We start from the raw sequence: 15991 nt of genomic DNA on the forward strand, positions 1-15991 counted from the left end.
TTTTATGATTTTCATACTATTTTAATTTTTTTAGATAATTTAAGGATTCTAATTGATCTTTTATGTAACTTTCCAATATAAAAGCACCTTGAAAGTTGATATCCATTAAAAACTTAATTTCTTTATTCCAATTAATTGTACCTAACTTCTTGTTTCCAATTGGCCAATGTATATCAGCTAATTGATCGTTATCATGAGCATGAATACTACCTAATCTAAAGTGAAATTTACGAAGTATGTCAATTCCATGTTCATCTAAATTTCCATGGCCATAATCATAGCATAATTTTAATGCAGAAGAATCAATGACTTCAAATATTTTTTCAAAGTCACTTAATCTATCACCCATTTTACTAAAATCACTGTTTCTTTGTTCTGGGTATGAATTTTCAATATGAATTTCCACATTGTTGTGTATACCTACTTCGGTGATTTTGTATAATACTGGTATTAGTTTTTTTATTATTTTATGGTGTTCAGTTCGCTTTCCAGAATTACAACTATATCCAATGTGAAAGTTGACAAATGATGCTTCGATTTTATTTGCAAAAGAAATTGTTTTTTCAGCTAATTCAATCCATATATTACGAACAGCTTGAACTTTTTCAGCTAAATTGAATGGATATGCATGAATACTTATTTCAATACTTGGATTTTTAGTTTTATATTTAATAATTTCATTATATAGATCATTTTCAATTATTTTTAGATCAGCAGGTAATGAGATTTGTATATGTTCAATATTATATTCTTTAAATGTTTCTGAAATTAAATGAAGTTTTTTATATGGAGAGCTAACACCGACTTTCATTTTATCCTCCTAGAAATACACTTTTTAGAGTTAAAATATGTTTTAGGTTTAGTCCTATATTACTATTGTACACTATGTTGACATTCATCTAAAAATTCCTTATAGTCTTCTTCCAACTGCTTCTTTTTATCTTCATTTATGGTTACAACTATTTTTAAACTTTTACACACTATAACACCATGATTCTTATGTTCTTCAGTAATATATAGGTGTCTAATTGTATCAGTATCAAATTCTGGATCATCAAATACTGAAGTATCAAAATCTTCAGGTAGACTTTCTATGATATAATCATCAAATAGTAATATTTTCATATTAGATTCAACTTTTCTGAATTGAACATTGGTTAAACATCTATCATTAAAGCTTTCAATAGAATCTTTATCATAGCTTTCAGAAATAATACCAGTTATTATTAGTCTTACTACTTTATCAAATAGAAATCCATCATGAAATTCTAAAGTCATAGATTCTGTTGATTTTTCAATAATTCTAATGTTTGCCTCATGAAAACTTGGCCAAGTTCCATGGAAATTTTTAATTAATTTATCCGAACCTTCTATCATATCAGGAGATAAAATTAAATTTATCTCTACTTTACCGCAAGGAATATTTGGACGTTTCTCATTGTCATGAAGGTATATAGAAGCATTAAAATTAAGAAAAAGAATATAGTGTCCATAGTCATCGTTACCTTTTTCAAAAATATAACCTTCCAAGGAAATATTATTAGGTAATTTTATCTTATATATATATTCCTGACCTGTATTGAAAGGAAATTCTTCATCTATCCAAATCCTATCTGAAATTGCACATACATTCTGTTGAACTGATACAGTTCCATCATCATTGTCAGTAAATATTGAATAACTTTTTGGTTCAATAAAATTTATGTTATCTTCAGTTCTTATTATATTGATGAACATATTATTCACCCCTTTTTTATTGTTAGGTATCATTTACGTATTTAATAATTATGAATCAATTATAACATATTAATAAAGGAAAATATGGGAGTATTTATATAATACTCCCATATTTGAGGAAGAATAATTTTATTTAGTGATTTCTCGTTCAAATATAACCTCATAGTCAGTAGGTTTCCCATGAGAATTATAATACATAGGTAATACTTGTACTAATCTCCAGCCTTCCTTGGCATATTTATCTATTATTTCATGATGATTGGCTTGAGCGAATATACCTCCTAAAGTTGTTTGAACATATTTATACTCATACATATTTATCACCTCACTATAAACAGTATATTTATAAAAATATTATACAATTATCAATAAATAATAAATTACAGTTTTTTAAGATATTATGTTTCTACAAAGTAAGCTTTGCTACTAATTCACCATCTTCAATATCACCTGTTTCCACAAAACCTAAAGATGCGTAAAGTGTTTTTGCTACTATATTTTCTGGCTCATAGGAAAGGGAAAGTGCCAAAGCTTTTCCATATGGGAAAGTTCTAACTAATTCAATTACTTTTGTCATAGCATCCTTACCATAACCTTTGCCTTGATACTCTTTGTCGATCATTAATCTACAAACCCAATAAGTATTTTCATCAGTATCTTCAGCTGCTTCAATATATACTAACATTATAAAGCCTACCATAACGTCATTGTTATAAATGGCATAGGGCATAGGAATACCCTCATTATTGCTTAAAGCAACATAGGCTTCTGCAAGACTTAATAGATTACTGGCAACATAACTTCTTTGTTCTTCTTTTGGTTCTAATTTAATGCAATCATTAAAATTATCCTCTGTGATTTTTTGTAATTCTATCATAATTGGCCCCCTTAAAATATAACTTGTACATTTTTATATTTCTAATTGTTCCTAAATAAATATATAAAACTTGGTCTAGTTGTCTAAATTATTATTTATTAATTCCTTATACTTTTTTTCATTTCTAGGCCAGTTTATAAGTCCCGCAATTAATCCTCCTAAAAGACCTCCGAAAAAAAATGATAAATGCGTATCAAAGTTATAATTATTTCCTCTAGCTAATGTACCAATTATAGAGCCTACAAACATTGCTATACCCATGATGATACTATTAGTCAATACATATATTTTCTTACCTTTGCGTCTATATTTTTCCCAATTACGAATAAACTTTTTATTATTCATTAACTAATTCCTCCATATAGACTTATTTGTCTGATTCACATTTGTTCTTTTGTTTGCCAATGCTAAATAATATAGCTGAACAGACCAATATAATGGATGCAACCCATATTGCCTTAACTCCCATAGCTAATGTAGACAATCCACCTAAAAATGCTCCCAGTATAAAGGATAGAATTACTGTAAAAAAACGTACAGCACGTATGGCTGATTCATGATCCTTTTTTGAGAAGGCAATATAAGCTGCCTGTGAAGCTGTACGCAAGTTTCCTGTGGACATTGTTGTAGCATATGGAGAATCAACTAATTTACGGAAGGAAGTGGACTGAATAGAGGCAACAAAGGAAACTGTAACAGTTACAACAATATTAGGAATAGTATCAGGTATAAATCCTATAATAATAAGCACTATAATTTCAAGAGTTAAGATGGTTTGTGGCCAATCCTGTAAAAATAAACATGATTGTTTATTTCTTATCCATTCAGCAACAATTACTCCAACTATGAAAGCAAGTATAGGTGGAACATGGATTAGTGCTTGCCTCCATTCTTTTTTTGAAGCATATATGCCTAAAAGTACAATATTTCCAGTTTGGGCATTGGCAAAAACACCACCTCTTCCTATGAATGTATAAGCATCTAAAAATCCACCAACAATTGCAAGAAGTATACCAAATGGGACAGATTCATGTATAGCATGGTTGAAAAATAGTTTTTCTCTTTTTTCTTTCACTAAATAAAAAACCTTGCCAATCAAAATTTAAATCATCCTTTCATAGTCACATAAATTTACCAATACCACTTAGATTATGAGAAAATTATCTTCTGTGATTTTCCTGATTCTATCATAAATTCTTCCCTATAAAATATAACTCATAAATTTATTAAATAACTCTACAATCATGAATTAATTATAACATATTGCTAAAGAAAAATATGGCAAATTAGTATATGGCTTATAAAAAAATATGGATTAAATTTAAACTATTGATAGATATACCAATCTAACACTCGAAGTATTAAGTGTAGGGAACAAATAAATGCAAGCTTGCTTTAGAAAGAAGGTTAAAAATGAAAATTGATGAGGGGAATTTTATATCTCAGTTAGTGAATAAGAATGAAAAAGCATTAGATTATGTTATAGACAACTATGGATGGATTATAAAGTCTATTGTAAAGAAGCAACTTTATAATTTGCAAAGTGTTCATGAAGAATGCATCAATGATATACTTCTTGGTATTTGGAATAACATTGACAGTTTTGACGAAAGTAAAAATGAATTTAAAAACTGGGTAGCTGGCATAGCTAAGTTTAAGTCTATAGATTATAAAAGGAAGTATTTAAAAAGTCTGGGGTATGAAAATATAGATGATTTAGAAATAGGGGTCCCAGATACAACTCATGAAGAAGTTGTTAAAAATGAATTAGATGATGATGTGAATGATATGTTAAATTGCTTAAAGGAAAGGGATAGAGAGTTATTTTACAAGTTATATGTGGAAGAAAAAGAAATAGAGGCTGTAAGTAAAGAGACAGGATTAAAGAGAGAAACTATTTATAATAGGTTATCTAGAGGAAAGAAAAAAATAAAAAGTATGTTTAAAATTATGGAAAGTAGGGGGTAATAATATGAAAAATGATATATATACCATGCTAAATGATGCAGATATAAATTTGGAGCAGTACAAAAAAGATGATTTTAATGATATTGAAAAGAAGAATCTAAAGGTTAAGTTTAGAAAATCAATTAATAGTAAGAAACCTTATAAAAGAAATATAGCAGTGGCAGCTGCAGTAGCTTTAGTATTAACTGTAGGAATACTAGGTAATAATGCTTACGTATATGCTACAAGGGTAAGTAACATTATTGGTAGAGATATAGGTAGTCTTTTAGGAATACAAAAAAATTTAGATGAGTATAAAACTGTTGTAAATAAATCTGTAACTAATAAAGGGATAACAGTTAAGCTAAATGAAGTTATACTAGATGGAAATCAGTTAAATGTTTCTTATAATATAAGTTCTAATGAAAAATTAGAAGGTGGTAGATCTTGGATGCCTTTCTTCACTGTCTATATAAATGGTAAGAAAGCAAGTAATGGAGCTGGTGGAAGCGATACAATTGTTGATGATTACACTACAGAAGGAGTAATGACTTATGATTTAGATAAAGTTAATTTAAGTGGAGATTTAAATATAAAAATTTTATGTAAGTCCATGATATTAGATAATAAAGAAAAAAAGGGAACATGGAGTTTTGAGTTTAAAACTAATGGGGATCAGTTAAAAATTGATACTAGAGAAATAGCGCTTAATAATAAATTTATACTTGAAAATGGTAAAGAATATACTTTAACTAAGTATACAGATAGTGCACTTGGTCAAAAAATTTATGCTTCCTCATCAACAGCTAATTTAAAAACAAAATCTGCATATGACATAGAGTTAAGAGGAAATGATGATTTAGGTAATAAAGTTTCGTTTTATATGAACTATGATATAAAAAATGAAGCATTATTTAAAACTGGAAAAATTAATGTAGGTGCTAAGACGTTAACACTAACTCCATATGCAGCTAAATATCCAGAGAAAAGTGGTAGGATGGATGGTGAATATAAAAAGGTAGGGGATAAATTTACTATAGATTTATCAAAACTTAAATAACAAGGGAATTCTTGGAATTCATGGCCATTGGGAGTACATATAGATTTGATTTACACAAATCTATATGTGTTCCCCAAGTATCTAATTATTATAGTATCGGTCAATAATTTTAAGTGCAATTTCCCTGGCCGTTGGGCCAGATATATTTTTATTATTTTTATCATTTAAATGAATTGCAAAGAAATATTTCTGTGTATTATGCTCAAGCATTCCTACAAACCAAGCATTATCTTTATACCCTGTACCTGTTTTACCATAAATGGAAATATGTTCATTTTTGTTTACTAACATTATATCTTTAAGAATTTCAATATTTTGTTTTGAAAAATCTGTTTTGCCATTAAAAATATTTGCTAAAACTTCTACTTGCTCTTTAGGTGAAATTTTCAAAGAAGATTCTAACCAAAAACCATTTAGTTCAGGTAATGGATTGATATTTTCGCCGTTCCATTGGCTTACATCACAGTTACCATATGAAAGTTTTTTTAGTGATTTTCCCATGTCATCTTTCCCTATTTTATCTATAACTTTTTTAAAGTACCAGACACAGGATGTTTGAAAAGCTTCTTTTAAAGTTAAATCTTTGTTCCAAGATTTTATAGGATAATCAGTTCCATTATAATTCATTTTTGATTCAGTAGAAGTAAGTACTCCTTTTTGAAGTGCAACTAATGTTGATATTATTTTAAATGTTGAGCAAGGAGATGCCTGTTTTTCGCATAATTGTTCATTATAAAATTGATATTCTTTGGTATCACTATTATAAAAAACAGCACAGCCATCAATACCATTAAAAAGTTCAGTATAGTCAACAGCTTTTTTTGATGAGGAAGTGTTCTCTACAAGGGTTTCCTTTAATAATGTATTCTTATTTTCTGTAACAACTGAGGATGTATTATCATTTTTATGTTCAACTGATTGTTGATTTGCATTATTACATCCAATCATATAAATACATATCATACAAATGGACGCAATGCCTATAATTTTTTTCACCATAAAACCTCCTTACAATCCAATGTGACGCGTAACTTATAATCTATTTTTTAGTTAAAAGCGGGGGAGACGATTCCTGCTAAAATAATCAAAAGTGAAATAGAAGCAACTATACTACTATTTTTTGATGATGCTTTTTCATCTTTTATCATAGAAGAAATAGCATGTACTAATGCAAATACAAATATAAAGGGCCACAAAAACCATGTCCAATAATAAAATATTCCTATTCCCTTCATTAATTCAATAAACATTTTATTTTTCCTCCATAGTATAAATAATCTATTCCTATATAAAGCATGAGACAATTATAACATATTTTAAGGAGAAATATGTAAAATTAATACATTTGCTATTAAAGTGGGTAGTTATCAGATAACTATTGATTAGGACTTAAAAATAACAGATTCTGAAAACAGATTCTGTTATTTTTTATTTCAATGAATTTTTTTGTATTAGCATTATGCTTCCATATATATAGCACCTCTTGTTTTTGAGCGAAAGAAATTATACACTGGCAATATATATAAATAACAAGCGGCTAAAATACAAATTGTTGGTGCTGATACTGTAGCTAATGGTACAGCTGATGCAATAGACCATGGTATAAGTGGGGCAACAACAACCGCTGTATTTTCTAATGAATTTGCCATTTGGTAATTGTCAGATGTAACCTTATTACATAACTGATGAGTTAATATGATAGTCAAAGTCTGATTACAGCTTATCATGCTTGCTAAAAATGAAGTTATAGCAATACTACCAAATGGAGTAATTGTGTTTGAAAGATTATTAATATGTTTTTTTATGCCATCTAATAAACCTGTTCCTTCAAAAATACTGGCATAAGAAGATGATAAACATACAATGGCAGAAACTTTTAACATAGATTGAATACCGCCACCATTTAGCATGAGGGCAAGTTCTGCATTAGATGAGTGATATCCTGTAATAAACATTTTAAGCAGTGAGGTAAACTCAATTTTTTGAATCCAAATACAAATAATACTACTAGTTATGATACTTAAAATCATTGTGATTTTTACATTTAACTTAAATATAGACGTTACAATAATTAGAATAGCAGGTAAAATAGTGAGCCAATGCAAGTTGAAATTATCTGCAAACAAGGTTCTAATTTCAAGAGAGACACTTTTACTCTCTAATAAAAAACCAGAAATTAGATAAACTGCACATGTAAATATAAATGGTATAATTGAAGTTTTAATCATAAGCTGAATGTTTTTATAAATATCTGTGCCTGTTAGTTCGCTTATTAGCAATGCACTTGTTGACATGGGAGAACATCTATCACCAAAATAGATACCAGATAATATAGCCCCTCCCACCAATATTTCGTTTGAACCTATGGCATTTGATATGGTCATGCAAATTACCCCAATGGTAGCAGCCGTGCCAAATGCGGTTCCTGTAAGTATAGATAATATACAGCAAAATAAAAATGTTATTAGAATAAATGCTTTTGGAATAATTAATTTTGTAGAATAGTAAACAATAAAGGATATTGTCCCTGATGCACGCCATACTGCTGTAAGCATGCCAATCATGAAAAATATAATTAATATATTTTTAACTGTTTTTATACCTTTAAAAGACATTTGTATCATATGTTTTACTGAATTATTTTTCATTAAACCATATAAGAAGAAGAGAGTAAACCCAAATAATAGAGCATACAGAATGGATAAATTACACCATATACAAACTAAGAGTCCCATAATAAACATGCCAAGAATCATTGTCTCTAACACGTAGCTTCCCTCCAATTATTAGAATAATTTTCTTATAATCACAATGATACAATATGAGGAAAAGCTTGTCTAACTATTGTTTTCAGTTTATAATACAGTAAAAATACTGTTATTTATATATATTATAACAGGAAAAGAGGTGTAGATTTGAATCTCTTAAGTATGAAGTATTTTTTGGCTGTTTATAAAGAACTTAACTTTACAAAAGCGGCTCAACATCTATATATTACTCAGCAAACGCTTAGTGCCCATATTGCTTCACTTGAAAAAGAACTGGGTTGTAAACTTTTTATTCGCAGTACTCCATTGAAACCAACTTTTGCAGGGGATATATTCCTACGTTATGCCAATGAATTTAATACTCTATATAGTTCCATAGAAGAGGAATTTTCAGACATTTGTGATGAAAAAAAAGGTTTGTTACGGATAGGTATTGCGCATACAAGAGGACGTGTGTTGATGCCAGATATTATTGCAGAATATAAAAAAGAACATTCCGATATTATGATACAGATTATTGAAGGTGAAAATGATGAGTTACCATCTCTTCTTCTTGATGGAACAATAGATTTAATGATTGCAAATTATTCACAAAATCATCCGGATATTAAATTTGACAATTATTATGAAGAAGAAGTTATTCTTCTTATTTCGGATAAATTGCTTCAAAATGTATATGGAAAAAGAAAGAATGAAATTGTAAATATGCTACACCAAAACCCAGACTTATCTCTGTTGAAAGAGTGTCCCTTTCTAATGAGTAGCAAGGATGATATTGCAGGAAGAATCAGTAGTATATTTTTATCAGAGGTTAATTTTGATTTAAAAGTAGCTGTAGAATCAAAAAATATTGAAACATTATTGGAAATGTGCTGTAAAGGAATCGGGGTATGCTTTTGCCCTAAAATATTAGTTCACAAGACACTTGATAATAAACAAATTTCTGCATTACATTTATTTCAATTAGATAAACGTGCAAAATATATGATTAGCTTTGGCTTTATTAAAAAACGTTACTATCTAAAAGCAGTTCAAGAATTTGTAGAAGCTGCAAAAGTATATAAAGATAAAAAAGAGATAATTATTGATTAAGACTTAAAAAAGAACAGGTTTCTGTTCTTTTTCAATGTTCTTATTCCTTTATGTATTATTTTTGTAGTGACAAGGAACAATGTAAGAAAATTATATTAAGTTTATTTAATAGGAAACCATCGTATTTCATCCATTTTTATTGTATTGCCTTTGGGGTATCTAAACTCGTAAATTGCATCTCCAGTTTTAGAATAAGCAACCCCATTAAAATCATTCCACCTTATAGGTTTATCCCATTGAAAAATCATAGGTTTATTCTTTTCTGAGTATATTCTAATTCTATCTATACCAGTACCCATTTCAATATACGCTAAACTATTATCTGAACTTTCTACAGCATAAACTGTACATTTTTCATTATTTGCCCAACCAACTGTACTAACTAAATCTTGGTTGTCTTCCATATGAAATACAGTTTTTGTTCTCCATAAAAAACCAAGTCTTTTTGATATAGCAGTACATGATCCTTTAGGTGTCTTAAATAAATGTACAGCTCCCCATTTATAATTTACTTTTTCAAAAAGTTGAGCATCTTCTCCCACACCAAAATGTGCTTTTGATGCTTTAATCTCATTTAATCTGTAATCTGACATATATAAGTAAACAGAGATTAAAATAACTAAAAATACTAAGTTAACTATTAATTTTTTATTTATTTTCATTATCTCACTCCATTATTTCATAATTTAATAATATTTTACTATTATGAATTAATTATAGCATATATTAAGAAAATTATGGGAAATAGGAATGCTTATTATTGAACTAGAAAGCTAGAGATTTTCCAAGAATAAATTTTCATTTGGAAAGAATAAGAAAAGAAATAAATTGAAGAGTGGATGGTATTTTGAAAACAGTTAAAAGAGGGCAGGGGAGTAGGGGACTTGAAACTTATTAATGAATATATAAAAGAATTAGTAGAGATAGGAGTAGTAAGTTGATACGCCTATCTTACATGATAAAAGAATAATGCGTGTTAAATATGTTATCAAATATACTTAATAAGGTTTCTTTATTATGTGTTGCCAGTTCCAAGGCAGTGGATAACTTTTAATGTGTTCAAATTTCTTAATCTGAACTGAACCAAATGCTCCAGTCTCAATTATCATTCTATCATCACCAACAGTATTAATTGAGCCAACAAAAGGGTGTGCTATTACCTCTAATCTAATTAAATATCCACTTCCTCCTTGCCTCTCAACATTTACTATATCAACACTATATGGAAAGATTATCGGCAATTCAGTTAGATATTCTTTGTAATAGTTATTTATTTCTTTCTGCATATATGGAACAAGTAATGAAATAAGCATATCTCTATAAATAATTTCCTTTGAGTTCTCTGCCAAATGAGACTGCTCAATTTTAGGCGGTTGTTTTATGGTTAATTCATAGGCAGAGCATGGAATCTCAAAAGATGTTATTACTGTTAAAAGACTTATTATAAGTACAATTTTTTTCAAAAATACCACCTCCGAGAGTGTTCTATAAATAGTTTCTCCTATCAGTGGATTTATATTATTGAAACATAAAATTATAAAATAATAAAGAAGAGGTGAAAATATGAGGGACAATGTAAGGGGAGGCGCTTTAACAGAAACAACATTATTTGTGTTGTTAGCAGTATATAGGTGTTGAAAAGTTTTTTGAATTTAAAAGGTCCTCAATGTAGTTAATTACACTAAGGATCTTTTAGACATATTATTTTAATACTCCTTTAATAAAGGGTAGGAACTGGATAGCATGCAACTTGATCAATAAACTCCGGATCAAACCCATAGAACGTCCAATATCGGCCAGTCCATATATAACCTGAAATTTCGCCATATTCTACTCTTGTAGGATAAAACCAGAAAGGCATTCCATATTTGGGCCATACATAGGTGTATGTGTTCACGCAGTCAATAATATAAGAAGTTGATGGTTTTGGCGGAATAGTTGTTGGTGGTGGGTAATTCGGAGGTCCGAATTGACTCATATGACTTCACTCCTTTTAAAAGTCCTCTATACTTATAATATAAACAAAGGCGTATTGTTGTTCATAAATATTATAATAACTTTATACAAAAAAATAGTTGGTATTATAAATTAAATTACAATAACCAAATGATTATAATTTAAGAACATTGCATAATAATTAAAACTCCTTGTTTTTAATTTTTTTATACAATTTGTCTAACACATAAATAGAGGGGCTGAAGAAACCCATTATCCACATTGCAAAAACAAAATTTCCATTAACGTCACTGCCAGCACTGCTTGTTAAGAAAGCCAGTATAACTCCAACTATCCCCAAAAGTATAGATAATCCAATTAATCTCATAATTATCCCCCTTTTTTATTCGTCCCATCTTACAAGTATGCATTAAGCTATAGTTTATGTATATGTTAATTATAACATTAATTTCAATATAATGTATGAGTTTAAATTGACAGTTATTACGTTTAGTGATATATTTATATTACGGTAAACGTAATAAAGAAGAGGTGAAGATATGAGGGACAATGTAAAAGGTGGTGCTTTAACAGAAACAACATTATTTGTGTTGTTAGCAGTGTATCAACCTAATCATGGATATGGGATAATGCAGTTTATTGAAGATAAAACAGGAGGTCGCTTATCTTTAGGAGCTGGTACACTTTATGGAGCCATCAATACTTTGGTGAAGAAAAAATGGATTGTTCTTCATGATGAAGATAGTAGAAAAAAAGAGTATGTTATAACAGAAGAGGGGAAAAGAATTGTTGAGCAAGAGGTAGATAGGTTAAAGGAGATTCATGATACTGCTTTAAAGATTATTGGGGAGGGAAGCCATGAATAAAAAGATATATCGTTATTTCGGAGGTTTTTTAGAAAAACAGGGGAGATTTCTAAATAGTATGTCTGTTAAGGGTTACCGCTTAGTAAAAACAGGAAAATTATTATATGAATTTGAACAGTGTACTCCAGGAAAATATGAGTATTGTGTTGAATTTGTAGCTGACAAATCTTATAAGGAGATAGTAGAGTATCAAAAATTTTTAGATTCATTGGGATTTAGAAGTTTTAATAAAAATTTAAATTTAAGGTATTGCTATGGGAAAGTAAAGTGGCGTCCTTGGGCAAAAGGAATGGGGCAGATTGCTACAAGTGCAGGAGGCTATAATAAAGAAATATTAATTCTTGAGAAAGAGAGAGATGGTAAGCCTTTTAAGCTGCATACAGATTTTAAAGATTTGATAAGCTACTATAAGTCCATTCGCAATATGTATTTAACAAATGTGATATTAGTAATAGCTTTTGTGATGGGCAGTTTTCTTCCGTATTTTAGAACTAATAATGTAAGTGCATTTCGAATAGTTATGGCTATTGTAGGAGTGACATTTTCAGTTCCTACTATCATGTATACAAACACAATTTTAGGATATAAAAATGAACTAAAAACTTACGAATAATAAACAGATTTTTAAGCTTTAGTGGGAGTAAAAACTACTCTATTTTAAATATAAAAAATAGTATTGAGTTAATTTAGGAAAAATAGGGGTGCTGTCTGTGGGAACACTCCTATTTTTAGTGAAGTGAATAGTAAAGAAAATATTTTAATGTTCTAAGTTCGGAGTTTTTGCTTAGCAATACACTTGCCTAAAAAATCAAAAATTCTTTACCTTTGTTAAAGCATAATTTTTGACCTTTCTTAACAACATTATTTGTGTTGTTAGCAGTGTATAGGTGTTGAAAAGTTTTTTGAATTTAAAAGGTCCTCAATGTAGTTAATTACACTAAGGGCCTTTTAGACATATTATTTTAATACTCCTTTAATAAAGGGTAGGAACTGGATAGCATGCAACTTGATCAATAAACTCTGGATCAAACCCATAGAACGTCCAATATCGGCCAGTCCATATATAACCTGAAATTTCGCCATATTCTACTCTTGTAGGGTAAAACCAGAAAGGCATTCCATATTTGGGTCATACGTAGGTGTATGTGTTCACGCAGTCAATAATATAAGAAGTTGATGGTTTTGGCGGAATAGTTGTTGGTGGTGGGTAATTCGGAGGTCCAAATTGACTCATATGATTTCACTCCTTTTAAAAGTCCTCTATACTTATAATATAAACAAAGGCGTATTGTTGTTCATAAATATTATAGTAACTTTATACAAAAAAAGGAGCTTATGATTGATGGGATTGTAGGGGAGAGGGGTTGAGATAGGTTAATAAATAGGTAAAAGAAGGAGAATAAGTGTCCACACTACTCTCCTTTTTGTAATATAAAAATTGTGAAATAATTTTAAACTTAATCTATAACCTCATATCTTTCTTTAATAAGTGATTCTATAGCATTATCTATATCCTTATTTTTAACAAGAATATAATCTGTATCATAAGTAGAAACAGCAAATATACTTATTCCTTTTTGTGCTAATATTGTACTAATTTAAGATTTATCATATTAATTTTCATAATATAAAACTATTAGTATGTTGATATTAAATTAATATAATGATAATATCTCTTGGCGTAATTTTAAAATAAGCAAAAATAAAAAAAGCCAAGAAATATCATTAAAATATCTCCCAGGCTTTTATCCTTCCGTGTACACAATAAACTGTGCGTTTTCTCTCGGACCTGCCAGTTATAAACTGCGGAACCCTAGAAAACTAAACTATATAAACTTTTTATTATTTATAAATTGTAACTTATAAATGAATTCTAGCATAATACAAAATTTAAATCAACTTTATATTTTTTCTTTACATGTCTAAATATCACAAATTCATAATTAATGGATTTTATAAAAGTATTATAAGACTATTTGGTTGACTTAGAAAAATATCTATAGTATTCTTTGCTCTATAGAACATATATTAGATGAGGTGTTTTATGTTAATAATTGATTGGAAACCTGACAAATCTGCATCTACACCTTTATATAAGCAGATAGTAGATTATATTAAGAAAAAGATATCAAATGGAGAGTGGACGCTTGGAAGTAGGCTTCCTACTCAAAGAGAATTAGCAGAAAGTTTTGAGGTGAATAGGAGTACTATTGTTGAAGCTTTATCTGAATTAAAGGCTGAGGGATTAATCGAAGGCAAGAGCAGGGGAGGAACAATAATAGTTAATAATGCATGGTCACTATTAGCCTCAACTCCACCACCAAATTGGCAGAGTTATGTAAAGGGTGGTATACATAAACCAAATTTGCAAACAATTCAAGTGGTAAATCAATTAGAATATAAAAGTGGAATAATTCGTTTAGGAACAGGAGAACTATCACCAGAAATGTATCCTCATGAAATGATGAAAACAGTTCTAAACAATGTTTCTAGTAAGATAAACTCTTTAGGTTATGAAGAACCAAAGGGATTATTATATCTAAGGCAAGTACTAAGCCAATACCTTAGAAGATATGGAATAAATGTGTCCTCTAATTCAATACTAATAGTTTCAGGTTCATTGCAAGCATTACAACTAATATCAATGGGTATATTACATCCAGGTTCAACAGTTCTGGTTGAAAGACCTTCATACTTAAAATCACTTTCTGTATTTGAATCATCAGGAATGAGATTAAAAGGAATTAAAATGGATAGCTACGGAACTATACCAAATGAGATTATAAAAAATATTAATAATAAAAGTACATCATTGTTATATACAATTCCTACATTTCATAATCCAACAGGAATTGTAATGCCTGAGCACAGACGAAATGAAATTTTAGATGTATGTAAAAAGGAAAGGCTACCTATTATTGAAGATGATGTCTATAAGGAATTGTGGATAGATGAAGAACCTCCAAAAACATTAAAATCCAAAGATAAAAATGATAGTGTATTATATTTAGGGAGTATTTCAAAAACTCTAGCTGCAGGATTTAGAATAGGCTGGTTAGTAGGGCCGGAACCTGTTATCGAACGTTTAGGAGATATTAAAATGCAGACAGATTATGGTGCCAGTTCGCTTTCCCAATGGGTATTAGCTGAATGGATTTCAAGTGGATTATATGAGAAATATATTTTAGAAATAAGGAAACAATTATCAATTCGTAGGCAAGTCGCATTAAACACTTTAGAAAAATATTTTTTAGATATTGCTACATGGAGTAAACCAAGAGGTGGATTTTATGTATGGTTAACATTAAGAAAACAAATTTCTATGAATAAATTATTTGAAGAATGCTGTAGGCAAGGATTGCTAATTAATATAGGAAATATATATGACTTTTCAAATAATTTAAGTATAAGAATTTCGTACTCATATGCCTCTTTGGTTGACTTAGAAAAAGGGTTAAAGAGACTTTCAGAATTAATTAGAGAATGTGATTGACAGCTCTTGAAGCAAATTTCAAGAGCTGTTTTTGTTGTCTATAAATAAAACCACCTGCTATGCAGGTGTGTTCAGAAAAGCTTAAGCGTTGAAAAAAAATACCTCGCCTTGATAGAATAGATATGGTTTCGTCAGCCAATCTAAAATCAAAGGAGGTATTGCCCAAAATGGACAATAATAGTTTAGCACATACCA

19 protein-coding genes, 1 pseudogene and 1 riboswitch are annotated in these 15991 nt (G+C 29.3%); of the genes and pseudogenes, 6 read left to right on the top strand and 14 right to left on the bottom strand.

The genetic code is table 11. The features are described from left to right. Positions 1-16 precede the first annotated feature (16 nt). From T514_RS0118640 to T514_RS0118665, 6 genes are all read right to left on the bottom strand, one after another. Positions 17-811, bottom strand: coding sequence for a sugar phosphate isomerase/epimerase family protein (locus T514_RS0118640; RefSeq protein WP_027626143.1), 795 nt, complete (start codon positions 809-811; stop codon positions 17-19). Positions 812-873: 62 nt separating this feature from the next. Beyond that, complete coding sequence (locus T514_RS0118645; protein WP_242850632.1) at positions 874-1737, bottom strand: hypothetical protein; 864 nt, start codon at positions 1735-1737, stop codon at positions 874-876. 129 nt (positions 1738-1866) lie between these two features. Further along, complete coding sequence (locus T514_RS0118650; RefSeq protein ID WP_027626145.1) at positions 1867-2052, bottom strand: DUF4177 domain-containing protein; 186 nt, start codon at positions 2050-2052, stop codon at positions 1867-1869. Between the two features lie 91 nt (positions 2053-2143). Continuing rightward, positions 2144-2614, bottom strand: a complete 471-nt coding sequence (locus T514_RS0118655) for a GNAT family N-acetyltransferase (RefSeq protein ID WP_027626146.1) — start codon at positions 2612-2614, stop codon at positions 2144-2146. 75 nt (positions 2615-2689) lie between these two features. Beyond that, positions 2690-2959 carry a hypothetical protein gene (locus tag T514_RS0118660; RefSeq protein ID WP_027626147.1) on the bottom strand — a complete coding sequence of 90 codons (270 nt, stop codon included), beginning with the start codon at positions 2957-2959 and terminating at the stop codon, positions 2690-2692. A 22-nt stretch (positions 2960-2981) separates the two neighbouring features. Then, positions 2982-3716, bottom strand: coding sequence for a YoaK family protein (locus tag T514_RS0118665; protein WP_423219366.1), 735 nt, complete (start codon positions 3714-3716; stop codon positions 2982-2984). Between the two features lie 311 nt (positions 3717-4027). Here T514_RS0118665 and T514_RS0118670 point away from each other — a divergent pair, with 311 nt between their 5' ends. Next, on the top strand, positions 4028-4582 hold the full coding sequence (locus T514_RS0118670; protein WP_027626149.1) for a sigma-70 family RNA polymerase sigma factor: 555 nt from the start codon (positions 4028-4030) through the stop codon (positions 4580-4582). A gap of 4 nt (positions 4583-4586) precedes the next feature. Continuing rightward, positions 4587-5621: a DUF4179 domain-containing protein gene (locus tag T514_RS0118675; RefSeq protein ID WP_027626150.1), complete on the top strand. Its 1035-nt coding sequence runs from the start codon at positions 4587-4589 to the stop codon at positions 5619-5621. A gap of 81 nt (positions 5622-5702) precedes the next feature. On the opposite strand, the gene T514_RS0118680 is transcribed toward T514_RS0118675, so the two are convergent. The 3 genes from T514_RS0118680 to T514_RS0118690 all read right to left on the bottom strand — a co-directional run bounded on the left by T514_RS0118680 (position 5703) and on the right by T514_RS0118690 (position 8389). Next, complete coding sequence (locus tag T514_RS0118680; protein ID WP_027626151.1) at positions 5703-6620, bottom strand: serine hydrolase; 918 nt, start codon at positions 6618-6620, stop codon at positions 5703-5705. Positions 6621-6667: 47 nt separating this feature from the next. After that, positions 6668-6871 (bottom strand): hypothetical protein, encoded by a 204-nt coding sequence (locus tag T514_RS0118685; protein WP_027626152.1) that lies wholly within the window; start codon positions 6869-6871, stop codon positions 6668-6670. A 207-nt stretch (positions 6872-7078) separates the two neighbouring features. Further along, positions 7079-8389 carry a Na+/H+ antiporter NhaC family protein gene (locus tag T514_RS0118690; RefSeq protein WP_027626153.1) on the bottom strand — a complete coding sequence of 437 codons (1311 nt, stop codon included), beginning with the start codon at positions 8387-8389 and terminating at the stop codon, positions 7079-7081. Between the two features lie 162 nt (positions 8390-8551). Between T514_RS0118690 and T514_RS0118695 the strand changes: the two genes are divergently transcribed. Then, positions 8552-9481, top strand: coding sequence for a LysR family transcriptional regulator (locus T514_RS0118695; protein ID WP_156940002.1), 930 nt, complete (start codon positions 8552-8554; stop codon positions 9479-9481). 101 nt (positions 9482-9582) lie between these two features. Here the strand turns inward: T514_RS0118695 and T514_RS0118700 are convergent, their stop codons facing one another. The 3 genes from T514_RS0118700 to T514_RS0118715 form a co-directional block, all read right to left on the bottom strand. After that, complete coding sequence (locus T514_RS0118700) at positions 9583-10143, bottom strand: hypothetical protein (RefSeq protein WP_027626155.1); 561 nt, start codon at positions 10141-10143, stop codon at positions 9583-9585. 336 nt (positions 10144-10479) lie between these two features. Beyond that, entirely contained in the window at positions 10480-10944 is a 465-nt protein-coding gene (locus tag T514_RS0118705) for a DUF3888 domain-containing protein (RefSeq protein WP_027626156.1), read from the bottom strand. 674 nt (positions 10945-11618) lie between these two features. Beyond that, complete coding sequence (locus tag T514_RS0118715; RefSeq protein WP_027626158.1) at positions 11619-11804, bottom strand: hypothetical protein; 186 nt, start codon at positions 11802-11804, stop codon at positions 11619-11621. Between the two features lie 172 nt (positions 11805-11976). Between T514_RS0118715 and T514_RS0118720 the strand changes: the two genes are divergently transcribed. Together T514_RS0118720 and T514_RS0118725 are read left to right on the top strand one after the other, a co-directional pair. Beyond that, positions 11977-12303, top strand: coding sequence for a PadR family transcriptional regulator (locus tag T514_RS0118720; protein WP_027626159.1), 327 nt, complete (start codon positions 11977-11979; stop codon positions 12301-12303). Next, the gene (locus T514_RS0118725; RefSeq protein ID WP_027626160.1) at positions 12296-12916 is read left to right on the top strand and encodes a DUF2812 domain-containing protein; all 621 of its coding nucleotides are present in this window, start codon (positions 12296-12298) and stop codon (positions 12914-12916) included. The genes T514_RS0118720 and T514_RS0118725 overlap by 8 nt, the downstream gene beginning before the upstream one ends. An 844-nt stretch (positions 12917-13760) precedes the next feature. Here the strand turns inward: T514_RS0118725 and T514_RS26295 are convergent. After that, positions 13761-13901, bottom strand: a pseudogene (locus T514_RS26295) (ACT domain-containing protein); the annotation flags it as partial. 134 nt (positions 13902-14035) lie between these two features. Next, positions 14036-14131, bottom strand: a riboswitch (guanidine-I (ykkC/yxkD leader). Positions 14132-14347: 216 nt separating this feature from the next. On the opposite strand from T514_RS26295, the gene T514_RS0118730 reads away from it, so the two are divergent. After that, positions 14348-15796, top strand: coding sequence for an aminotransferase-like domain-containing protein (locus T514_RS0118730; protein WP_027626161.1), 1449 nt, complete (start codon positions 14348-14350; stop codon positions 15794-15796). Here the strand turns inward: T514_RS0118730 and T514_RS27220 are convergent. Further along, positions 15780-15991: hypothetical protein (locus tag T514_RS27220; protein ID WP_207640954.1), on the bottom strand; the 212-nt coding region annotated here is incomplete at its 5' end. The two genes, T514_RS0118730 and T514_RS27220, sit on opposite strands and share 17 nt — an antisense overlap.

It is taken from the genome of Clostridium lundense DSM 17049, from assembly GCF_000619945.1.
GTDB classification, from domain to species: domain Bacteria; phylum Bacillota; class Clostridia; order Clostridiales; family Clostridiaceae; genus Clostridium_AO; species Clostridium_AO lundense.